Source organism: Actinomadura physcomitrii, from assembly GCF_008923205.2.
GTDB classification, from domain to species: domain Bacteria; phylum Actinomycetota; class Actinomycetes; order Streptosporangiales; family Streptosporangiaceae; genus Spirillospora; species Spirillospora physcomitrii.
Genome location: NZ_WBMS02000030.1, coordinates 1 through 20985 on the forward strand (window position 1 = coordinate 1; position 20985 = coordinate 20985).

A 20985-nucleotide genomic window follows, 5' to 3' on the forward strand; every position below is an offset into this window, starting at 1 on the left:
GGCTGTCGAGGGTGTCCAGGACGGACTGGTAGCTCTTGAGCGCGCTGGTGAAGTTGGCCTGGGCGTTCTGCATGCCGCCGAAGTCGACGTAGGTGTAGTCGGTGCTCATGGTGCTCTCCCGATGTGGTGGGGGTCGTCAGCCGTTGACCAGGCCTTTGAGGGTGTTGACGCGGGCGGTCTTGTTCTGCTCGGCGGTCTGGTACTTGGCCCGGGTGTGCACGAGCTTCTCGTGGATGAGGTCCAGGTCTTTGAGGACCTTGGCGAACTCGGTCTCGAACAGGTTGTAGACCTGGGTGAACGCGGCGGAGGACTCGCCCTTCCAGGCGCTCTGCAGTTCGGCGTGGTGGGTGTTGAGCTGGTTCTTGATCTGGCCGATCTGGCCGTGGGCGTCCTGGACGTTGCCGGCCGCCTGCTGCATGTGCTGCCGGTTCACCGATGACCGGTTGCTCATCGCCGTTCTCCTTCGACTCGACTGCCGGAAAGCGTCACGAGGTGACGCTGGTGCGTACCGGCCGAAGTCCCCATAAGCCCGATACGACGACACACCCCGTGACAGCGAGCAAGATGAAGCGTAGAGACCGGTGAATCCGGCTGTCCATCAGGTATGTCACCTGTGGATAACTATCGTCGGCGGGACATCTGGGACTGAGCAGGCGAAGTGGTCAAGTCCCTGTTCGGTTCCATCCCGTTTTGGCCGAAACCGGTCGTTGAGTGAAGGTGAGGAGGTAGAAGCGGAGCCGTTCTGCTGCCGAAGCCGCCGTTGTGTCGCGCACAGTCGCTGCGCGACGCCGCGGACCTTCACCGAAGCGGCGTGGACCCTTGTGCCCTGACCGTCCCGGATGCTCCAGCCGGCTCGGCGTAGGGAGCGAGCCGCCGGACGAGCATTTCCGGCGACGCGGCTTCGATCAGGTGGCCCGGACGGCCGGGTACGTACGCCCACCATGATCCGGTGGACAGGCCGTACCAGACCTGGAGGCCCGTGATCCAGCGCCTCATCTTTGCGGGCCGGGTTCACCACGCCAGGTCCGTGCGGTCCGGCTGCAGGACGAGCGCCGTCCGGAGTTCCGCCTCGGAGTCGGCGATGACCGTCATCGGCAGACCGGCCTGGGGTTCCCGCCGGACCGCGCCCCAGTAGGTGCCCTGCCGTGATATCCACACCAGCCACCCTGGGAAGTCCCGCTCGACCCCCGCCGTCCTCGCGTCCTTCATGGCCACCTGCCCCTTCCGCAGCCGATCCGGTCGGCCGTCGCTCGAAACACGGGACAGATTGCTGTTGGATGATTACTCTCGGCTACGAAGTCGTGTCAACTGAACGTCCACCCCGCACCGTCCCCCCGTCCATCGAGTGCCGGAGACCTTCGATATGGCCAAGGACGAGCAAGACCCCGACCCGGACGCCCTGCGCGTCCACTTCGGCCTGGAACTGCGCCGCCTGCGCAACCGTGCGGGCCTGTCCATGAACCAACTCGCGCAGGCCCTCGGCTGCACGCCGCAGTGGATCTGCCAACTCGAACACGCCGAGAAGCCCCCGTCCGAGCAGACCGCCCTCGACCTCGACACTTACTTCAAGACGGACGGCTACGACGAGAACGACGGCTCGTTCCACCGCCTCCACACCGCCATCCGCCGCGTCGGCCAACGCCGTGCCCTGCGCCCGAGTTTCGAAAACTATTGTCTGCGGGAGCCGAAGGCCATCGGTGTTCGATGCCTTGCCGCTCAACTCGTCCCCGGCCTACTCCAAACTGAGGACTACGCTCGCGGCATCATGGATCGGAGCCAGACGGCGGAGAACCTGGACGCGTGCGTTGCCGTCCGGCTGGAGCGGCAGACGATGTTCCACCGGGCCAAGCCGCCCGAGGCCTCGTTCGTCCTCGATGAGTCCGCGCTCCGCCGGCCGGTCGGCGGCGCGAAGGCCATGGCCGACCAGATCGACCATCTCATCGATATGGCCCGGTTGCCCAACGTCCAGATATTGATCATGCCCTTCGAGAGGCTTACGCTCGCCGCACTGGCGGGTGGCTTCATCCTGCTGAGCTTCGCGAAGGAACCTGACCTCGTGTACGCCGAGTCGGGGTCCCTCAGCTTCATGACCGAGCGTAAGGACGTGACCTTCAGAATGGGGGTACATTTCCTCACGACGGCGGGCGAAGCCCTCAACCAGGGTGAGTCCATCGCATTTATGAGCCGAGTACGCGAGGAGTACCTGTGAAGCAAGGGTTTCAATCGGCGGTGCTGTGGCGCAAAAGCACCTACAGCGACGGTCACGGCGGCGAGTGCGTTGAAGTTGCCGCAATCAAGAAAGGTTTGTTGGTCCGGGACTCCAAGAACCCAAATGGTCCAGTTCTGGGACTTAACCCGGCGGCTGCCCGCGATTTCATAAATTATGTCCGGGCCGGGTGTCGCTGATGCGAGCGGAAGGGCTCGCGCTGCGGTGGCGTAAGAGCAGTCGCAGCGACGGAACAGGCGGCGAATGTGTTGAGCTGGCAGTGACGTCGGACGCCCTTCTCGTCCGGGATTCCAAGGATCCGGAGGGTCCTCAACTCACCTTCACCCGGGCGGCCGCACGCGCGCTGATCGTCCAGTTGCGGGAAGAATCTCGGTGAGCCACCCTTCCGTCGGCGGAGGCGAAAGAACAACTGGGTGGCGAGTGTGTCGAGATCGCCGCAACGCCAGGCGAGGTCTCCGCCCGTAACTCCAAGGTCGCGGCCGGGCCGGTTCTGACCTCGCCCAGTTGGGCACTCCTTGCCCGACGCTCTGCGAGTGACGCGCGGCACTGACTGTCCGGACGTGGCGACTCCGTGGTGCCGAGTCGCCACGTCCGCCGTCATCGCCGGAGCTGTAGCATATTTGCGCTTTTGACTTGACTGGCTGCAACGGCTTTGGCTGCCGTGATATCGCTAAGCGTGCAAGCTGGCTTCTTTTGCTTTTCGATATCATCCGGTCGTGAAATCTGCGTTGATAGTAGTCGTCGTGGATTGACGAGTAGACGCTTATCGCAAAGCACTATCTGGCATTTGAGGCCGCCGACGCTTTCGGCTGGTCGGTCGGCGCGCTGGGGGACGGTCGGTAGGGGCCGTTTTCGTCAGTGGACTATCACGTGGTCGGTGGGGGCGTTCTTGTCGGTGGTCCAGCCGTCGTGGCCGGCGTCGGACTGCCAGTGGCGGCCCGCGTAGCGGACCTCCTTCAGGCCGTAGACCTGGGCGTGCGTGACGGCCCAGGCGGCGACCGCCCAGCCGGCGCGGGCGTTGGTGACCTTGACGCCGTTCCAGGAGTCCGGACGGGACGGGGCGCCCGCGGTGAGCGGGCCCGGGCCGTCCACCCGGAGGCGGGGCCCGAAGGCGCGGCGCATCTCGCGGATCGCGTCCGGGCGGCGGGACTTGGTCTGCTTGTCCGGCGGGTACCAGCAGCGGGCGCCGGAGGGCTGGCGGCCGGTGAAGACCTGGGCGAGGAGCTTGCCGTCGGATTCGTGCTGGGCGTAGGCGCGGCCGTCGGCGGAGTGCTGGACGCGCTGGGCGGCGTCATGCACGTCGCGGTCGAGGTAGTCCTTGACCTTGACCAGGGCGTCGAAGAACTTGCTCGTGGACTGGACGGGGTCGCGCAGCTTGGCGGGGCTGCCCCAGCCCTGCGAGGGGCGCTGCTGGAACATGCCGACGGAGTCGCGGTCGCCGCTCGGCAGGTTGCGGATGTGCGACTCCTGGATCGCCGTCGCGTACGCGATCACCGCGGCGCGTTCGGGGAGCTGCTTGCGGTACGCGACCGCCGAGATCGTCGAGGCGTTGGCGGCCTGGTCGAGGTCCAGCGGCATCTTGGACGTCCCCACGGCGACCTCGCAGCCCGACCCGTGCAGGTAGGGGCGCGCCCGGTCGAACGCGATGTAGCCGCCCACCCCCAGCACGAGGACGAGGGCCGCCACGACGAACGGCCAGCGCCGGCGGCCTCCACCGCCGCCCGAACCTTGTTCGGGGCGCGTCCTCAACCTCGACCAAACAGCCACGCGAAGAAGGTACCGGGAACCGGCCGCCAGTAAGCTCAAGGGCCATGACGGAAACGTTCACCAGCCCGATTTCCCAGGTCATCGACGAGCTGTGGGAGCGGCGCGCCGGGCTCGGGCCGGACGACGCCGACGCGCGCGCGGCGATCGTCGCCGCGGTCGACCGGCTCGACGCTGGGGAGGCGCGGGTCGCCCGGATCGATCCGGCCACCGACGAGGTGGTCGTGGACGAGCGCGCGAAGCGGGCGATCCTGCTGAGCTTCAAGGTGCTCGGAATGGTGCGTTCGCAGGTCGGCGACTTCCAGTACCACGACCGGATCCCGCTGAAGACCCGGCTCGACGGTGTGCGGGTGGTGCCGGGCGCGATCGCCCGGTGGGGCGCCCACCTGGCCCCGGGCGTGGTGCTGATGCCGTCGTTCACCAACGTCGGCGCCTACGTCGACTCCGGGACGATGGTCGACACGTGGGCGACCGTCGGGTCGTGCGCGCAGATCGGGAAGAACGTCCACCTTTCGGGCGGGGTCGGGATCGGGGGCGTGCTGGAGCCGCCGAACGCCAAGCCCGTCGTGGTGGAGGACGGGGCGATGATCGGCAGCCGGTCGATGATCGTGGAGGGCGCGCGGGTCGGGAAGGGCGCCGTGGTCGGCTCCGGGACGAACCTGTCGGCGTCCATGCCGGTCATCGACGTCGAGACGGGCGAGGAGGTCGGCCGGGGCCGCATCCCGGACTGGTGCGTCGCGGTCGGCGGCACCCGCTACAAGGAGTTCAAGGGCGGGACGTTCGGCCTCCCGGCGGTGCTGATCCTCAAGCGCCTCGACCCGGGTCAGCGGCATGACAAGGCGTCGCTGAACGACATCCTGCGCGAGCACGGCATCAACACCTGACGCGGTGGTGCGTGCGGGGCCTCCTGCGGCAACAGGAGGCCCCGTGTCGATCGTCCCCGCCCGAGCCATCAGACGGATGCATCGATCGGGCCGTCCGGCCGGGTTTCCCCAGTGGGGCCCCGGCGTGGTGGACGACATCCCCACAGTAAGTCCGTGCGGGCGTTGTCCGGCAAGCCCTTCCGGCGCGCAAACCGGCCGGTCTCGCGTGGGCTTTCTCGACATGCCGTCTGACCTGCGGTTTTGTTTGTTCCCGATATTTTGTTCACCCGGTGCAAGTACATCTGCTCGTTAGCTCCCGCGAAACTCCGAACAACTAGGGCTTGACTCAGGGGCCGGGGCTCGGGTATCGGCCGCCCGGCAGACTCCGAACAACGCATTTCCCCCGAATGCTTCCGAGCGGGCAGCGCCGTCCGCCACGATGAATCTTGAGACGGAGAACCGGACGGAGCCTCCGCGGCGGCAACCGCGGCCGGCCCGGCCCGTCGAGATCCACGACCCGCCCGAGCCATCGAAAGAGGTCCATCGGTGAACCCTCCCGACCAGAGCGCCTGCCAGGGCGCGCACCGGCGGCACGAACCCATCCGGATCCTGCTGCTCGTAGTGATCGTCGTCCTCGTCCTCAAGGGGGTCGATCCGTACGGGGCGGTCTTCGTCGCGGCCTACGCCGGTTCGGTGCTGACCGAGCTGGCCGTCCGCCGGCGGAGCCGTTCGCGGCACGCGCACCTGTCCGCCCGCGCCGCCGGTGAGCTCTGACCCGCAGACGCCACCGGCGGCGCCCTCATGAGGGTGCGTCCATGCCGAGACCTGAAAGTCCCCTCGACCCGGCCGAGAACCCGGTCGCGGCGTTCGCCGTCAGGCTGCGCCGCCTGCGCGCCGAAGCGGGATCGCCGAGCTACCGCGCCATGGCCGCCCGTTCGTACTACGGCTACACCACGCTGGCCGAGGCCGCTTCCGGGCGCCGCTTCCCCAGCTGGGAGCTCACCCGGGCCTACGTCCAGGCGTGCGGCGGCGACCTGACCGCCTGGGAGCTGCTGTGGTGCGAGGCCGCCGAAGCCGTCGGCCTTTCGCGCGGTTCGCGGCACGGCAAGGGTGGGGAGCGGTCACCGCCGCGGCCGTCGGCGGAGCCGGAGCGCGCTCCCGCTTCCGAGATGGTGGACCCGGCCAGTGCCGGGACGCTGCCCGAACTGATGGGGATGCTCGACGAGCTCCGCAGCGGGGCCAGGCTGAGCGTGCGCCGGCTCGTCGAGCGTTCCCGCGACGAGCCGGTCCGTGATCCGGCCTTCGCGCCGGCGCGGACGGCCGATCGCGCCCCGGCCCGGATGGGCGGCGGGCCGGAGGTGGGTGATCAGCCCAGCGGACTGATCGCCTACCCGCGGCGCGGCGGTCCCACGGTCCTGCGCATCCTGCTCGGCGCCCAGCTGCGCCGGCTGCGGGAGGCGCGCGGCGTCTCCACCGAGGAGGCGGGCTACGAGATCCGCGGCTCGCACTCCAAGATCAGCCGGATGGAGCTGGGGCGCGTCGGGTTCAAGGAACGCGACGTCTCCGACCTGCTCACCCTCTATGGAGTGAACGACCCCGCCGAGCGGGCGCCGCTGCTGGAGCTGGCCAAGGAGGCGAACACGCCGGGCTGGTGGCACCGGTACGCCGACGTCCTGCCGAGCTGGTTCGAGGTCTACCTCGGGCTGGAGGAGGCCGCGTCGCTGCTGCGCACCTACGAGGTGCAGTTCGTGCCGGGCCTGCTGCAGACCGAGGACTACGCGGAGGCGGTGGTGCGCCTCGGCCACCCCGACGCCTCCGACGAGGAGGTCGAGCGGCGCGTCCAGCTCCGCACGACCCGTCAGCGGCGATTCGCCTCGCCCGGCGCCCCGACGCTGTGGGCCGTGCTGGACGAGGCGGTCGTGCGCCGCCCGGTGGGCGACTACAAGGTCATGCGCCGGCAGATCGAGCACCTCATCGCGATGTCGGAGCTGCCGAACGTCACGCTGCAGATCGTGCCGTTCGGAGCGGGCGGGCACGCGGCGGCCGGCGCCCCGTTCACCATCCTGCGGTTCGCCGAGCCCGGCCTGTCCGACATCGTCTACCTTGAGCAGCTGACCAGTGCGCTGTACCTGGACAAGCCGACCGACGTCGACACCTACATGCGCGCGATGAACGAGCTCACGATCAAAGCCCTGCGCCCCGAGGCGACGCGGTGGGCGCTGGCGGAGCTGCTGCGGCAGGTCTGACCGGCCGCCGTCCGCCGATGCCCCGCTGCCGGCGTCCGCTACCCGATCGGGGTCTCAGTGATCTTGAGGGGGCGGTCGGTGAGGACGGCGACGGACGCGGCGTAGCCGGGGCCCGGGGTGAGGTCGGCGAGTCGGACGGGGGAGACGGCCTTGTCGTCGTCCCAGGACAGCACCGCGGCCGGCTCGTCCGGCCCGGAGACGTGGATGGCCGTCATTGAGGCGGCCAGGCCGTGGCCGGTGGCCTTCAGCAGCGCCTCCTTGCGGCACCAGTAGGAGTGGAAGGCACGTTTGCGGCGGTCCGGGGGCAGCGCCGCCAGGACGTCCCGTTCCGGTGCGCTCAGGACCATCTCGCCGAGCCGGTCGACGTCCCGGTCGCTCTCCCGCTCCACGTCCACGCCGACCTCCGGGCCGTCGGACAGGACGAGGACGACGCGGTCCCCCGAATGCGACAGCGAGAAGTCCAGGCCGGAGCCGCGGAGGCGGGGCTTGCCGTGCGCGCCGCCGCAGTGCGGGCAGTCGGTGGTGAACCGGATGCCGCCCGGCGCGAGGCCGGTCGCCTCCGACAGGACGGTCCGGGCCAGGAACCGTCCGGTGACGAACCTGGCCTTGTCCTCGGCGCGCATGAACCGCTCGTAGCGGTCGCGCTCACCGGCGTCCAGAAGGTCGCGCATGTGTGGTTCGTCCGCAGGGACCGCCCAGTGGACGGCGCACTCGAGCACAGGCATCTCCACGTCCGCGATCATAAGCCGCGTACGCTTGCTGTCCATGCGGCTTGATCTGTTCTCGGACGTGGCGGACCTGACGGCGGCGATCGTCGACATCGAGTCGGTGAGCGGTGCGGAGGGCCCCCTCGCGGACGCCGTCGAGGAGGCGCTGCGCGCGCTTCCGCACCTCGCGGTGGAACGCGACGGGAACAACGTGATCGCCCGCACGGACCTCGGCCGCGCCGAGCGGGTCGTCCTCGCCGGGCACCTCGACACCGTCCCGCTGAACGGCAACCTGCCGTCCCGCATGGAGGGCGACCGGCTCTACGGCTGCGGGACGACCGACATGAAGAGCGGCGTCGCCGTCGCGCTGCGCCTGGCCGCGACCGTGGCCGAGCCCACCCGCGACGTCACCTTCGTGTTCTACGAATGCGAGGAGATCGAGGCGGAGCGCAACGGGCTGCGGCGGCTCGCGGCGACCCGTCCCGAGCTGCTCGCCGGCGACTTCGCCGTGCTGATGGAGCCGACGGGCGCGCACATCGAGGGCGGATGCCAGGGCACCATGCGCATCGAGGTCACGGCGAAGGGCGAGAGGGCGCACAGCGCGCGCGCCTGGATGGGGTCCAACGCCATCCACACGGCCGGGCGGATCCTCGACGTCCTGCGCTCCTACGAGCCCACCCGTCCCGTGGTGGACGGACTGGAGTACCACGAGGGCCTCAACGCGGTGTTCATCCAGGGAGGCGTCGCCGGAAACGTCATCCCGGACGAATGCGTCGTCACCGTCAACTACCGGTTCGCGCCCGACAAGTCCCTCGCCGAGGCGGAGGCGTACCTGCGCGAGGTGTTCGACGGCTTCGACGTGAAGGTGACCGACGCCGCGTCCGCCGCCCGGCCCGGCCTCACCCACCCGGCCGCCGCCGCGTTCGTGTCGTCCGTCGCGTCCGGCGGCACCGAGGTCCGCGCCAAGCTCGGCTGGACGGACGTGGCGCGCTTCGCCGAACTCGGCGTCCCCGCCGTCAACTACGGCCCCGGCGAGCCGACCCTCGCCCACACCAGGGACGAGTACGTGGAAATGCCGCTCATCGCGGCCTGCGAGCAGCGCCTTCGCACCTGGCTGACCATTCCGGATGCCTGACGCCGGCGCGGCGGCATTCGCCCGCGCCCTCGACAAGAGGTGATCATTGCCGCACGATTGAGGCGCGGAGGCGTCCGGCGGTCCAGCGGAGTGTCGATGAAATCAGAGGGCACCGGGCCACTGCGGCCCGGCGATCCGGAGAACGTCGGCGGGTACGCGCTGGCGGGCCTGCTCGGCGAGGGCGGAATGGGGCAGGTCTTCCTCGGCCGGACCAGGGCGGGACGGCTCGTCGCCGTCAAGCTCATCCGCCCGGAATATGCCAGGCAGGAGACGTTCCGGGAGCGTTTCGCGCGGGAGGTCGAGGCGGCGCGGAAGGTCGGCGGATTCCACACGGCCCTGGTCGTGGACGCCGATCCGCTCGCGCCCCGGCCGTGGATGGCGACGGCCTACATCCCCGGCCCATCCCTCCAGACGCACGTCGACGAGCACGGCGGGATGGACGCCGCGGACGTCAGGCGGATCGGCGCCCAGCTGGTCGAGGGCCTTTCCGCCATTCATGCGTGCGGCCTGGTCCACCGCGACCTCAAGCCGAGCAACGTCATTCTCGGTGAGGACGGCGCCCGCATCATCGATTTCGGCATCGCCCGCGCCGTGGACGCCCGCACCCTGACGGCGGCCGGGTCGATGATCGGCAGTTACGCGTACATGTCGCCGGAACAGGTCCAGGGGGCGGAGGTCACCCCGGCCGGTGACGTGTTCAGCCTCGGCTCCGTCCTGGCCTTCATGGCCGGCGGAAAGGCGCCTTTCCGTGCGGAGAGCGTGCCCGGAATGGTCAACGGAATCGTCAACGGCGATCCCGACCTCACGGCCGTGCCCGATTCCTTGAAGAGCCGGTGCTGCGCAGGAGAGCGCTGCTCGCCGCCGGGGCGGCCGGAGTCCTCGCGGCGGTGCTCGTGCCCGTGGAGCTGCTGGGGGGCGAGCACGGGCATCCCAAGGGGAAGGCCACCGCGAAGCCCTCGGCCATGACGAGCCCGCGCCCGGCCACGATCCGGCGGACGCTCGTCGCGAAGGCCACGGGACATGTGGGCGCCGGCCTCACCGCCGCCGTCCTCAGCCCCGACGGGCGGCGCGTCGGCGTGTCCGACTTCGGCACCGTCCAGCTCTTGAACGCCGGGGACATGAGCGTCAGGAGCAGCTCCGTCCTGGGGTACGGACTGGACGGGGTCGTTTACGGCCGGGACGGGAAGACGCTGCTCAAGTACGGCTTCGGCGGCCATCCCGAGAGAATCCTGCTGTGGCTCCTCGACGCGAACGGCCGCACGGTCAGATCGGTCGACGCACCCGGCTCGGCCTTCGAGCTCGGCTCCGCGGCCGTCAGCCCGGACGGCACCACGATGGCCTACACCTCCAAGAATCCGGACGGCCTGTCACTGCTCGGCTTCCCCGCGCTCCGGATCCGCAAGAGCGTGCCGAACCCTTCCGGGAACGGGACGGCCGCCGTCTTCAGTCCGGACGGCAGGACACTGGCGGTGGGAGGGGTGCCCCGTTGCTGGCCGACCTACCCGGAGGACGGCGGCCCGGTGTGCCTGGTGGACGCATCGACGCTCACCACCATCGCCACCGCGAGGATTCCCGGCCTCCTGACCTACTCGCTCGCCTTCAGCAGGGACGGCCGGACGCTGGCGGCCGTGGGCGGAGGGCAGGCCGGGGCGTTCATCGTGCTCATGGACGCCGCCACCCTGCGGACGATCGCACGCGTCAAGGCGCCCGGCGGTCTCGGTTCGACCGGGGCGGCCGTCGCCGGGTTCACCCCGGACGGGGAACTCCTCGCGGGCTGCACCGTCAACGGCAGGGTGCGGGCATGGCTGGTCCAGACCTCGACGCTGGCGACCGTCGCGACGGCCACCTTCGGGCCGTCCGCCGACGACGTGGAACCCTACCTGGACCTGTCGGCCGACGGCCGCAGGCTGCTCGCCGGCTACTCGGCGGAGGAGAGCAAGTCAGCCGTCGTCCGGATCTTCGAGATCGCGGACGGCTGATGGCCGGTAGCGGCACTGTCACCGTCCGGCCGCCGGACCGAACCGAAATCGGCGCCTTCCGGTCGGCGGGCCGCATTACCGTGGCCCCATGACACGCGAAGACAATCCCCGGACGCGCCGGCAGGGGCCGGCCATGCTGCGCGGACGCGCCGTTCCGCAGACCACCACCGACCAGCGGCTGCTGGACAGCCGAGGCCCCGCCGACTGGGTGCACGCCGACCCGTGGCGGGTGCTGCGGATCCAGGCGGAGTTCGTCGAGGGCTTCGGGCTGCTGGCCGAGCTGCCGAAGGCGGTCAGCGTCTTCGGCAGCGCCCGCACCAAGCCCGGCTCCGAGGAGTACGAGACGGCGGTGGACATCGGCGCCCGGCTGCACGAGGCCGGCTACGCGGTGATCACCGGCGGCGGCCCGGGGATCATGGAGGCGGCCAACAAGGGCTGCGACGAGAACGGCGGCCTGTCGGTCGGCCTCGGCATCGAGCTGCCGTTCGAGCAGAGGCTGAACGACCACCTCGACATCGGGCTGGAGTTCCGCTACTTCTTCGTCCGCAAGACGATGTTCGTCAAGTACTCGCAGGCGTTCGTGGTGCTGCCCGGCGGCTTCGGGACGCTGGACGAGCTGTTCGAGGCGATCACCCTCGTCCAGACCAAGAAGATCACCCGGTTCCCGATCGTGCTGGTCGGCACCGAGTTCTGGGGCGGGCTGATCGAGTGGGTCCGCACGACGATGCTGCCGTCCGGCAAGATCTCCCCCGAGGACATGGACCTGATCCACCTCACCGACGACCCGGACGAGGTCGTCAAGATCGTCGTGGACGCGCACATCGAGGCCGAGCGGCGCCTGCAGGAGCAGGCCGCCGTCCAGGCCGCCGGCGAGACGGGCATCGACGGCACCTGACGCACCCGCGCGTCGCGGTTCCCCTCCGCGGCACGGCGGGGAACCGGCCGCGGGCGTCAGGCGCCGAAGTAGTGGCCCTCGTCGAGGTCCGCGATGAGGCCCTGCTCGGCGGGGTGCCAGTCCAGCCGCTTGCGGGTGAGGTCGCTCGAGGCGGGGACGTCCATCGCGAAGATGCCGCCGACGAAGCCGAAGTGCCCGACGGCGTCCTGCGGCGGCAGTGACGTGACCGGCAGCCCCAGCCCGCGGCCGATGGCCCCGGCGATTGACATCGCCGACGAGCCCCTGCCGCGGGTCGTCGGCGCGGACCCGGCCTGGAGCGCCTTCTGGCGGCTCGAGCCGCGGCCCGGCGGCCGCCCGGCGCCGGACGGCCCCGTCATGCGGGACCTCGAGGACAGGTTCGAGTTCGTCGCCGCCGGTCAGACCGTCGCGATCACCGCCGGGGTCGGCGGCCACCGGCTGCGCCCCGACCTCGTCATGATCCCCCTGGAGGGGGTCGACCCGAGCCATGTCGTGCTCGCGATCCGCGCCGGCGAGCGGTCGGGCCTGCTCGCCGCCTTCCGCAAGTGCGCCGAGGCCCGCCTGACCGGCCCACCCGCCGCGGGCCGCTAGACGAACACCATGCCGCCGTTGACGGTGAGGGTCTGGCCGGTGATGAACGCGGCACGGTCGGAGGCGAGGAACGCGACGGCCTCGCCGATGTCGGCCGGCGCGCCGAAGTGGCCGAGCGGGACGCTCGCGGCGTAGGCGTCGCGGGCGTCCGGGCCGATGGAGTCGTGCCGGTCGGTCGGGATCCAGCCCGGCGCGACGGTGTTGACGGTGATCCCGTGCGGGCCGAGCTCGCGCGCCCAGCTGCGGGTGAGGCCGAGCTGCGCGGACTTGGCGGCGACGTAGGCGCTGGAGCGCGCCGGGCCCAGCGCGACGACGTCGGACCCGATCTGCACGATGCGCCCGAACCCGCGCTCCCGCATGCCCGGCACGGCCTTGCGGACGAGCAGCAGCGGGCTCTTGACGAAGAATTCGAGTTGATCGAGGACATCGCGCCAGCGCAGTTCCTCGACGGGCAGGTCCGGCTGCGGCCCGGTGGCGTTCAGCACCAGAATGTCGAGACTTCCGAACACGGCCACGACGCGGTCGTACAATTCTTCCACCGCGGCCTCGTCGGTGATGTCGGCACGGAACAGTTCGGCACGGCCACCGGCCTCGGTTATTCGCGCGCGCAGCGCCGCGGCGGCGGCTTCATCGCGCCGGTAATTGATCGCGACGCGCGCGCCGTCGCGGGCCAGCGCGGCCGAGATCGCGCCGCCGAGTCCGCGTGACGCGCCGGTCACCAGGGCCGTCCGCCGGCCGGATGCGCCGGTCACCGGGCAGCCTCCCGCATCCGTCCCGCCACCTCGCCACCGTCCGCAAGTTGTCGTGATCATGGCTCTCACCGGCGCTGACGCGGCCCGGGCGGCCGCGCGCCCGCACCGGTGCGCGCCGCGGCGGGCGCCGGTGCGCACCGCCGTCGCCGTTACCGTACCCGCGCCCGGTGCGGGCATGCCGTGCGCCGCTCGCCCGGCCTTTTCCCTCTTGCTCCGATCCCGCGCGACATCGGGTGATATTTCCCTTGGACCGTCGAATGCAATATCAAGGCTTTACCTAACGCACTGTTTTGGCGGCGACCGCCGTCGGTGGGTTACCATCTTCTTCCCTGACGTCGATACCGCTCGGGATCTGAGCTCAATTAACATCGGAGCACGGGCCGCACCGATGAGCTTTCTCGGTAGGCCGCGCCCCGTCATACCTTCAAACGAGATTTACCTTCGCCGGTCGATGCCGCCGTGTTCCGCGGGTCGCCGGGCTCCGGCGACGCATTGGCGCGGACCGTCCGCGGTCCCGCATGGGGGGGCCGCGCGCCGGTCAGACCAATGACGAGCACAGAGCAATGTCGATCACGGACCAAGGGAGAAGTGCCATGACGTACGTGGTGCCTTACAGCGGCATCTCGAACCGGCTGGGCGAGGAGGAGATCAAGGCCGTCGGCGAGGCGCTGCGGCAGGACACGCTGGCGATGGGCCCGCGCGGCAAGGAGTTCGAGCGGCTGCTCGCCGAGCGGCTCGGCTCGCCGCACGCCCAGGCGACCAGCTCGTGCACGACCGCGCTGTTCCTCGCGGCGCAGGTGCTCGAGCTCCAGCCCGGCGACGAGGTGATCACCACCCCACAGACGTTCTGGGTGACGACCTGGCCGCTGCAGGCGCGCGGCGTCGTCGTCAAGTTCGCCGACATCGACCCCGACACGCTCAACATCGACCCGACGACGATCGAGCCGCTCGTCACCGAGAAGACCAGATCGATCTGGGTCGTGCACTTCGGCGGCCAGGCCGTCGACATGGACCCGGTGATGGAGATCGCGCAGCGGCACGGACTCACCGTCGTCGAGGACTGCGCGCACGCCGCCGGCGCCACCTACAAGGGGCGCGCCCTCGGCACCATCGGCGACATCGGCTGCTTCAGCTTCCACTCGCTGAAGAACATGACCACCGGCGAGGGCGGCGCGTTCGTCACCCGCCACGACCGCTACGCCGAGATGGCGCGCGCGCTCGGCACCATCCACAACTACGGCGAGATGGTCGAGCGCGGCGACCAGCGCATCGGCCCGCACGCGCAGCCCGCGTACTACAAGGACGCGCACGTGCTCAGGTCGTACACCCACGACTACGCCGGCGGCCGCTACCTCGTCGGCAACAACTTCCGGATGAGCGAGCTGTCCGCCGCGCTCGGCATCGTCCAGCTCGGCAAGATCGACCGGCTGAACGGGCGCCGGCGGGAGATCGCGCACCGGCTCGACGACGGGCTCAACGGGATCCGCGGCATCGGCGTCCAGTCCGAGAAGCCGTTCGCCCACCACGTCTACCACCTCTACACGTGCTTCTACGACCCCGGGGTCGTCGGCGCCCCGAAGGACGACTTCATCCGCCATCTGCAGGAAAAGGAGGGAATCGAGATCGTCATCCGGTACTTCCCGATCCACCTGCTCCCGGAGTTCCGGGCGCTCGGACACCGCTACGGGGAGTGCCCGGTCGCCGAGAAGACCTACTTCGAGCACCAGATCCAGCTGCCCATCTACGACCACCTCACCGACGCGCAGGTGGAGCACATGATCGCCGCGGTGCGCCGCGGCGTCGCCGAACTCGGCGGGGGCCGCTGACCCGGCCCCGCGCGTCCGCAAACCCAACCCCCTCGTGCGCCCGGCAGGGTGCACATGACGTCTGGAGCCTCACCATGGGCAAGACATCGAACGGTTCACGCCCCCAGGGCAAGGTCGTCGCCGTCACCGGCGGTTCCGGCTTCGTCGGGAGCAACCTCGTGGCCCGGCTCGTCGAGGACGGCCACCAGGTCGCGATCGTCGACCTCGCCACGCCCGCGCCGGAGCTGGCCGCCCTCCCGGGCGTCCAGCACCGGCGCGCGGACCTGCGCGACTACGGTGAGACGCTGCTCGCGCTGCGCGACGTCGACACCGTCTACCACCTGGCCGGCAACGCCAGCGGCACGCTGTCGGTCGAGCGGCCGAGGTTCGACTTCCAGATCAACGGCCTCGGCACCTGCAACGTCGGCAACGCCTGCGCCGAGGAGGGCGTCCGGCGGCTGGTGTACATGTCCTCGGCGATCGTCTACGGCACCCCGCAGACGTTCCCGATGACCGAGGAGCACCCGATCGCGCCGTTCCTGCCGTACGGGGCGTCCAAGCTGTCCGGCGAGCTGACGCTGCGCAGCCTGCACGACGCCCTCGGGCTGCAGGTGATGATCGCCCGGTCGTTCGTCGTGTACGGGCCCGGCGAGGACCCGCGCACCGCCGGCGGGGAGGTGTCGCAGTTCCTGCGCTGGCAGCTGAACGAGCTGCCGATCCCCGTCGTCGGCGACATCGACCGCAAGACCCGCGACTTCGTGCACGTCTCGGACGTGTGCTCGGCCCTGATCACCATGGCCGAGAACGGGGTGCCCGGGGAGATCTACAACATGGGCAGCGGACGCGAGGTCTCCATGCGGGGCCTCGCCGACGCCGTCGCGGTCGCCACCGGCAAGCCGTCCCGGCTGAAGCCGGACGAGTCGGAGCTGGCCGACAGCTTCCGGCTGGTGGCCGACATCTCCAAGCTGCGCGGCATCGGGTACGAGCCGAAGATCACGCTCGCGGCGGGGCTGAAGTCGCTCGCCGAGCACCTCGGCCCGTTCCCCGAACTGCCCAGTGTGACGGTCGCGTTCAGCCGCGAGCCGGCCGTCCGGACGTGAGCGCCGCCCCACCGGCGTCCGCGCCGGAGCCGGCCCGCCCGGCATGCGCCCGCCCGGCATGCCTCCGACCGGCGTAGGAACGTTCCAGGACAGTCGCTCCCGATGGCCCGCGCGAGCGTGCCCGGCACCGGCCGGGCCGCCGATCGCGCGGGCCCTCGGTTCGAGCCCGCGCGCCGCCGCGCCCGGCGGCCCCACGGGCGGAGCACCGCATCCACACCCCAGGGGAGTCGAGCATGCCCAGAAGCAGGACACGAGGCGGGCCCCGTGCGGGCACCGACGACGCCGGAGCCGGCCCCCCGGTCCCGCCGCCCGTCGCGCGCGGCCGCGCCGCCCGCGCCGGCGTCGGCGCGATCTTCTTCGCCAACGGAGCCGCCTTCGCCACCTGGGCCTCGCGGGTGCCCGACGTCCGGGACGCGCTGGACCTCACCCCGGGCGGCCTGTCGGTGGCGCTCACCGGGCTGGCCGCCGGGGCCTTAGCCGGGCTGCCGCTGGCCGGGCTGCTCGTCGCCCGGATCGGCAGCCGGCGGATCCTCGCCGGGGCCGGCATCTACCTCGGCGCCCTGCCGCTCGTCGGGCTCGCGCCGCAACTGCTGTGCCTGACCGGCGCGCTCACCTTCTTCGCCATCACCAACAGCTGCGTCGACGTCGCCATGAACACCCAGGGCGCGCTGGCCGAGCGGCTCAGCGCCCGCCCGCTCATGGGCGGCTTCCACGCCAGGTTCAGCCTCGGCGGCGTCGTCGGCGCGGCGGCCGGCGGGGCGGCCGTGCACGCCGGGCTGAGCACCGAGACGCACTTCCTGCTCGCCGCCGTGCTGCTGACCACCCTCTGCATCGTCGCCACCGCGTTCCTACCGCCCGACCCGCCCGGCGCGAACAGACCCGGGCTGGGGCTCGTCCGCCCCGGCCGCGGCGTGTGGACGCCCGGACTCGTCGCCTTCTGCGCCCTGATGGGGGAGGGCACCGTGAACGACTGGGGGTCGATCTACCTGCGCGACGTCGCCGGCGCGCCGACCTGGCTCGCCGCCGCCGGGTTCGCGGTGTTCTCCGCCGGGATGGTGACGGGGCGGCTCGTCGCCGACCGGATCCGCGCCGGCACCGGCTCGCACCGGTACATGTTCGGCTGCGCCGCGCTCGCCGCGTCCGGCGCCGTCATCGCGCTCGCCCTCCCGTTCACCTGGACGAGCCTCGCCGGGTACGCGCTGATCGGTCTCGGGCTCGCCGCCGTCGTCCCGGTCACCTACAGCCATCTGGCGCGGCGGACGCCCGAGGCGCCCGGGCCCGCGATCGCCGCCGCCTCCACCATCGGCTACGTCGGGTTCCTGGCCGGGCCGCCGATCATCGGCGCGCTCAACCACGCCGCCGGGCTGCACGCGGTGATGGCGGTGTTCCTCGTCCTTATGATCATCGTGGTGGCCCTCGCGCCGCGGCTGCGCGACGAGGTCGCCGAGCAGCCGCGTCCGTAGAGTGGACAGCGCCTCGTCCCCCGACCGAAAGGCGTGCGCCATGCCCCTGGCCGTCTGCGTGTTCTGCTCCTCCAGCGCCAAGATCGACCGACGGTACGTCGACCTCGCCGCCGAGGTCGGGGACGAGCTGGCCAGGCGCGGGCACAGCCTGGTCAGCGGCGGCGGCCGGGTGTCCTGCATGGGCGCCGTCGCCCGCGCCGCCCGGGCCGGCGGCGCCCGCACCGTCGGGGTGATCCCCGAGGGGCTGGCCGGCGTCGAGCTGTCCGACGAGGACAGCGACGAGCTCGTCGTCACGCCCGACATGCGCACCCGCAAGGGCGAGATGGACAGGCGCAGCGACGCCTTCCTGGTGCTGCCCGGCGGCATCGGCACCCTGGAGGAGCTGTTCGAGATCTGGACCGCCCGGACGCTCGGCATGCACGACAAGGCCGTGGTGATCCTCGACCCCACCGGCGTGTACGAGCCGCTCCGCGAGCTGATGAAGGGCCTCACCGAGCAGGGGTTCGCCCGCCCGAAGATCTGGGACGCGATCGGCTGGACCGGGTCCGTGCCCGAGGCGTTCGACCTGCTGGAACGCTCCCAGCCGAAGATCGGGTTGAGCTTCGAGGACTACGCCGAGGCCGAGCTGTGACCCCTCGCCCGCGCGTCCCCCGCGGCCGTGCGGGGGGCGCCCCCCGCACGGCGCGCGCCGCGAAGACCAAGATTGTCCTGGGGGTTTGCCGTCCGGCATGTGATCGTTCATCCCCGGTTCAGCACCGGCCGCGACGCTCCTGCGTGATCCCCTCACGTTGAAGGAGACCGCACCATGTCCGTGACCCGTCGCGGTGTCATGAAGGGCGGCGCCGCCGGAGCGCTGTCCATCGCCCTTGCCGGAAGCCTCGACTCCGTCTTCCAGACGTCCGCGGGCGCCGATACCGGTGAGGCCTACGGCTACGGCCCGCTGATCCCCGACCCCAAGGGCGTCCTCGACCTGCCCAAGGGCTTCTCCTACAAGACCCTGTCGACGGAGGGCGACCCGATCTCCGACGGCGTCGTCGTCCCCGGCCACCACGACGGCACGGCCACCTTCCCCGGCAGCAAGCCGGGCCGGACCCGGCTCGTCCGCAACCACGAGCAGAGCAACAACGGCACCCGCGCCGTCGCGCCCGCCGCCCTCACCTACGACCCGGCGGCCAACGGCGGCACCACCACGCTGGAGGTCGACAAGGACGGCGAGCTGCTGTCGCAGTACGTCAGCCTCGCCGGGACGTCCACCAACTGCGCCGGCGGACGCACCCCCTGGGGCACCTGGCTGAGCTGCGAGGAGACCGAGGGCTTCAGCGGCCAGACCAAGAGCCACGGCTGGGTCTTCGAGGTCGACCCGTACGGCAAGCGCACCCAGCCCGTCCCGCTGACGGGCCTCGGCCGGTTCGCGCACGAGGCCGTCGCCGTCGACCCCGACACCCTCACCGCCTACCTCACCGAGGACGCCGCCGGGCCGTTCGGCCTGCTCTACCGGTTCCGGCCGCGCGCGCACCGCGGCGACTACCACGCCTACCTGCAGGGCGGGCGGCTCGAGGCGCTGAACGTCCGGGGCGTCCCGGACCTGTCGATCGTCCAGGAGCCGGGCACCAGGCTGCACTGCCGCTGGGTGGCCGTGCCGGACCCGTCCGCGAAGACCGAGTCGACCCGCAAGCAGTTCGACACCATCACCCGCAGCCAGAAGCTCGAAGGCGCCTGGTGGGGCCACGGCAAGGCCTACTTCGTCTGCTCCTACTCGCACAAGGCCGACGGCGGCGCCGCCGACCACGCCGGGCAGGTCTGGACCTACGACCCGCGCACCAACGAGATCGAGCTGCAGCTGGTGTTCAAGCCGGGCGGGAAGTTCGACGGCCCCGACAACATCACCGTCTCCCCGTACGGCGGCGGCGTGATGCTGGCCGAGGACGGCGACGGCGAGCAGCACCTCGTCGGCACCACCAAGGCCGGCAAGCCGTTCGCGATGGCCCGCAACGCCCTCAACGGCAGCGAGTTCACCGGCGTCACGTTCTCCCCGGACGGCAAGATCCTGTTCGCCAACCGGCAGGAGGGCCCCGGCGTGACCTTCGCGATCACCGGTCCCTGGCACAAGCTGCGCGCCTGACCGCCGCGGCGGCGAGCTAGGCGAGCCCCCGGCGGGCGACCGCGGGGGGACGGGTGCCGCGGATCGAGGCGACCATGTCGAGGACCTGGCGCACCCCGTCCGCCTGCGACGGCGGCACCCGGAACACGCTCGCGCCCAGCCACGCGTAGACGGACGCGGCGGCCATCAGCCCGGGATCGGGCTCCGCCGCGTCCGACTCCAGCGCCACCATGACGGCGCCGGACGGCCCGGCCCGCTCCACCAGCTCGCTCACCCGGGCCGCGGGGGGCGCGGTGCCCGCGTCCACGGTGCCCTCCGGCGCCCGCTCCGGCCCGGTCAGGATCAGGCCTTCGCGCGACCCGGCGCGCTCCTCGTGCAACCCCATGCGTCCAAGCGTGGCACGATCGGGGGTGCGGAGTCGTGTGGAGATCGGAGCGAGATGTTGGTCGTGGTCTTCGTGCTGGCGGGCCTGGCCGTGCTGGGCTCCGTCGTCGTGCTGGCGATGGGCCGGGGCGGCGAGCTGACCGAGACCCATCCCGATCACCCGCCGCTGCCGCTCGGCGACGGCCGGTACATCACGCCCCGGACCGTCGTGTCGCTGCGGCTGCCCCGCGCCTTCTGGGGCTACCAGGGGCCGGTGGCGGACGAGGCGTTCCGCGATCTCGCCCGCGCCCTCGCCGAGCGCGACGCCCGCGTCGCCGACCTGGAGCAGCAGCTCGACGACCTGCGCCGCGGCGCCGCGGTGGCGCCCGAGCCGGAGCGGATCGGCGCGCTGCACGGCCTGCAGGACCCGCATTTCCCCGACCAGGACGCCCCGCCGATCCGGCTGCGCAAGGATTCCGAGCCGCAGGACGCTGAGGACGACTCCGAACCGGGCAAGGACGGGTCATGGGAACTTCCGTGAGCGAGGTCGCCGTCCACGCGGAGGCGTTCTCGGACGCACCGCCGAAACGGCTCTTCGAGGTCCTCACCGACTGGCCGAGGCACGCCGAATGGATGCCGTTCACCCGCGCCGAGGGCGGCCGCGAGATCGGCGCCGAACTGAAGGCCTGGACGGGCGTGGGTCCCGCCGGCTTCCTCGACACCATGGTCATCACCGACTGGCGGGACGGGCGGTTCGTCGCCGTCCGGCACACCGGCCGGGTCGTGCGCGGGGAGGCCTGGTTCGAGGTCCTCCCGTACGGGCAGGGCAGCCGGGTCGTCTGGGCGGAGCGCATCGACCTGCCGCTCGGCGTCCTCGGACGGGCCGGATGGCTGGTCGCGGGCCCCGTGGTGAAGGCGTTCATGGGCCTCGGGCTGCGGCGGCTGGCCGCGCTGGCGGCCGGCCCGTCCTGACCCG

25 protein-coding genes are annotated in these 20985 nt (G+C 71.3%); 18 read left to right on the forward strand and 7 right to left on the reverse strand.

The window, feature by feature from the left end; translation table 11 throughout:
• Positions 1 to 136: 136 nt before the first annotated feature.
• Both F8568_RS30935 and F8568_RS30940 read right to left on the reverse strand, forming a co-directional pair.
• Positions 137 to 451: a WXG100 family type VII secretion target gene (locus F8568_RS30935; protein ID WP_151597228.1), complete on the reverse strand. Its 315-nt coding sequence runs from the start codon at positions 449 to 451 to the stop codon at positions 137 to 139.
• 560 nt (positions 452 to 1011) lie between these two features.
• Positions 1012 to 1209 carry a hypothetical protein gene (locus F8568_RS30940; RefSeq protein ID WP_151597229.1) on the reverse strand — a complete coding sequence of 66 codons (198 nt, stop codon included), beginning with the start codon at positions 1207 to 1209 and terminating at the stop codon, positions 1012 to 1014.
• Between the two features lie 136 nt (positions 1210 to 1345).
• On the opposite strand from F8568_RS30940, the gene F8568_RS30945 reads away from it, so the two are divergent.
• From F8568_RS30945 to F8568_RS30960, 4 genes are read left to right on the forward strand one after another with little or no spacing between them, the layout of a single operon-like run.
• On the forward strand, positions 1346 to 2209 hold the full coding sequence (locus tag F8568_RS30945; protein WP_151597230.1) for a helix-turn-helix domain-containing protein: 864 nt from the start codon (positions 1346 to 1348) through the stop codon (positions 2207 to 2209).
• Positions 2210 to 2229: 20 nt separating this feature from the next.
• Positions 2230 to 2406: a DUF397 domain-containing protein gene (locus tag F8568_RS30950; protein ID WP_328601112.1), complete on the forward strand. Its 177-nt coding sequence runs from the start codon at positions 2230 to 2232 to the stop codon at positions 2404 to 2406.
• A complete protein-coding gene (locus F8568_RS30955) occupies positions 2406 to 2603 on the forward strand; it encodes a DUF397 domain-containing protein (protein ID WP_151597302.1) in 198 nt (65 codons plus the stop codon). The genes F8568_RS30950 and F8568_RS30955 overlap by 1 nt, the downstream gene beginning before the upstream one ends.
• A gap of 33 nt (positions 2604 to 2636) precedes the next feature.
• A complete protein-coding gene (locus F8568_RS30960) occupies positions 2637 to 2777 on the forward strand; it encodes a DUF397 domain-containing protein (protein ID WP_151597303.1) in 141 nt (46 codons plus the stop codon).
• Between the two features lie 305 nt (positions 2778 to 3082).
• On the opposite strand, the gene F8568_RS30965 is transcribed toward F8568_RS30960, so the two are convergent.
• On the reverse strand, positions 3083 to 3994 hold the full coding sequence (locus F8568_RS30965) for a hypothetical protein (protein ID WP_328601105.1): 912 nt from the start codon (positions 3992 to 3994) through the stop codon (positions 3083 to 3085).
• 44 nt (positions 3995 to 4038) lie between these two features.
• On the opposite strand from F8568_RS30965, the gene F8568_RS30970 reads away from it, so the two are divergent.
• The 3 genes from F8568_RS30970 (at position 4039) to F8568_RS30980 (ending at position 7100) form a co-directional block, all read left to right on the forward strand.
• Positions 4039 to 4875 carry a 2,3,4,5-tetrahydropyridine-2,6-dicarboxylate N-succinyltransferase gene (locus tag F8568_RS30970; RefSeq protein ID WP_151597232.1) on the forward strand — a complete coding sequence of 279 codons (837 nt, stop codon included), beginning with the start codon at positions 4039 to 4041 and terminating at the stop codon, positions 4873 to 4875.
• 525 nt (positions 4876 to 5400) lie between these two features.
• On the forward strand, positions 5401 to 5628 hold the full coding sequence (locus F8568_RS30975) for a hypothetical protein (RefSeq protein ID WP_151597233.1): 228 nt from the start codon (positions 5401 to 5403) through the stop codon (positions 5626 to 5628).
• Between the two features lie 566 nt (positions 5629 to 6194).
• The gene (locus F8568_RS30980; protein ID WP_151597305.1) at positions 6195 to 7100 is read left to right on the forward strand and encodes a helix-turn-helix domain-containing protein; all 906 of its coding nucleotides are present in this window, start codon (positions 6195 to 6197) and stop codon (positions 7098 to 7100) included.
• Between the two features lie 38 nt (positions 7101 to 7138).
• On the opposite strand, the gene F8568_RS30985 is transcribed toward F8568_RS30980, so the two are convergent.
• Entirely contained in the window at positions 7139 to 7825 is a 687-nt protein-coding gene (locus F8568_RS30985) for a 4'-phosphopantetheinyl transferase family protein (protein WP_151597306.1), read from the reverse strand.
• 40 nt (positions 7826 to 7865) lie between these two features.
• On the opposite strand from F8568_RS30985, the gene dapE reads away from it, so the two are divergent.
• The 3 genes from dapE to F8568_RS31005 all read left to right on the forward strand — a co-directional run bounded on the left by dapE (position 7866) and on the right by F8568_RS31005 (position 11816).
• Entirely contained in the window at positions 7866 to 8942 is a 1077-nt protein-coding gene (gene dapE, locus F8568_RS30990) for a succinyl-diaminopimelate desuccinylase (protein WP_151597234.1), read from the forward strand.
• A gap of 96 nt (positions 8943 to 9038) precedes the next feature.
• Positions 9039 to 9908: a serine/threonine-protein kinase gene (locus F8568_RS30995; protein WP_151597235.1), complete on the forward strand. Its 870-nt coding sequence runs from the start codon at positions 9039 to 9041 to the stop codon at positions 9906 to 9908.
• Positions 9909 to 11009: 1101 nt separating this feature from the next.
• Positions 11010 to 11816 (forward strand): LOG family protein, encoded by an 807-nt coding sequence (locus tag F8568_RS31005; protein ID WP_151597237.1) that lies wholly within the window; start codon positions 11010 to 11012, stop codon positions 11814 to 11816.
• 56 nt (positions 11817 to 11872) lie between these two features.
• Here the strand turns inward: F8568_RS31005 and F8568_RS31010 are convergent, their stop codons facing one another.
• A complete protein-coding gene (locus tag F8568_RS31010; RefSeq protein WP_151597238.1) occupies positions 11873 to 12085 on the reverse strand; it encodes a Rossmann-fold NAD(P)-binding domain-containing protein in 213 nt (70 codons plus the stop codon).
• Here F8568_RS31010 and F8568_RS31015 point away from each other — a divergent pair.
• Positions 12066 to 12425 carry a type 2 periplasmic-binding domain-containing protein gene (locus tag F8568_RS31015; protein WP_202125569.1) on the forward strand — a complete coding sequence of 120 codons (360 nt, stop codon included), beginning with the start codon at positions 12066 to 12068 and terminating at the stop codon, positions 12423 to 12425. The genes F8568_RS31010 and F8568_RS31015 overlap by 20 nt on opposite strands.
• On the opposite strand, the gene F8568_RS31020 is transcribed toward F8568_RS31015, so the two are convergent.
• Positions 12422 to 13177, reverse strand: coding sequence for an SDR family NAD(P)-dependent oxidoreductase (locus tag F8568_RS31020; RefSeq protein ID WP_328601106.1), 756 nt, complete (start codon positions 13175 to 13177; stop codon positions 12422 to 12424). The two genes, F8568_RS31015 and F8568_RS31020, sit on opposite strands and share 4 nt — an antisense overlap.
• Before the next feature lie 593 nt (positions 13178 to 13770).
• Here F8568_RS31020 and F8568_RS31025 point away from each other — a divergent pair.
• The 5 genes from F8568_RS31025 to F8568_RS31045 all read left to right on the forward strand — a co-directional run bounded on the left by F8568_RS31025 (position 13771) and on the right by F8568_RS31045 (position 19667).
• Positions 13771 to 15003, forward strand: coding sequence for a DegT/DnrJ/EryC1/StrS family aminotransferase (locus tag F8568_RS31025; RefSeq protein ID WP_160573814.1), 1233 nt, complete (start codon positions 13771 to 13773; stop codon positions 15001 to 15003).
• Between the two features lie 74 nt (positions 15004 to 15077).
• On the forward strand, positions 15078 to 16082 hold the full coding sequence (locus tag F8568_RS31030) for an NAD-dependent epimerase/dehydratase family protein (RefSeq protein ID WP_151597241.1): 1005 nt from the start codon (positions 15078 to 15080) through the stop codon (positions 16080 to 16082).
• Positions 16083 to 16315: 233 nt separating this feature from the next.
• Positions 16316 to 17545, forward strand: a complete 1230-nt coding sequence (locus F8568_RS31035; RefSeq protein ID WP_151597242.1) for an MFS transporter — start codon at positions 16316 to 16318, stop codon at positions 17543 to 17545.
• 40 nt (positions 17546 to 17585) lie between these two features.
• Complete coding sequence (locus F8568_RS31040; RefSeq protein ID WP_151597243.1) at positions 17586 to 18176, forward strand: LOG family protein; 591 nt, start codon at positions 17586 to 17588, stop codon at positions 18174 to 18176.
• A 174-nt stretch (positions 18177 to 18350) separates the two neighbouring features.
• Entirely contained in the window at positions 18351 to 19667 is a 1317-nt protein-coding gene (locus tag F8568_RS31045) for an alkaline phosphatase PhoX (protein WP_151597244.1), read from the forward strand.
• A gap of 16 nt (positions 19668 to 19683) precedes the next feature.
• On the opposite strand, the gene F8568_RS31050 is transcribed toward F8568_RS31045, so the two are convergent.
• Positions 19684 to 20031 (reverse strand): hypothetical protein, encoded by a 348-nt coding sequence (locus F8568_RS31050; RefSeq protein WP_236009562.1) that lies wholly within the window; start codon positions 20029 to 20031, stop codon positions 19684 to 19686.
• Between the two features lie 54 nt (positions 20032 to 20085).
• Here F8568_RS31050 and F8568_RS31055 point away from each other — a divergent pair, with 54 nt between their 5' ends.
• Together F8568_RS31055 and F8568_RS31060 are read left to right on the forward strand one after the other, a co-directional pair.
• Positions 20086 to 20550, forward strand: a complete 465-nt coding sequence (locus tag F8568_RS31055) for a hypothetical protein (protein ID WP_151597245.1) — start codon at positions 20086 to 20088, stop codon at positions 20548 to 20550.
• Positions 20535 to 20981: an SRPBCC family protein gene (locus F8568_RS31060; protein ID WP_202125570.1), complete on the forward strand. Its 447-nt coding sequence runs from the start codon at positions 20535 to 20537 to the stop codon at positions 20979 to 20981. Before F8568_RS31055 ends, F8568_RS31060 begins: the two co-directional genes overlap by 16 nt.
• Positions 20982 to 20985 lie beyond the last annotated feature (4 nt).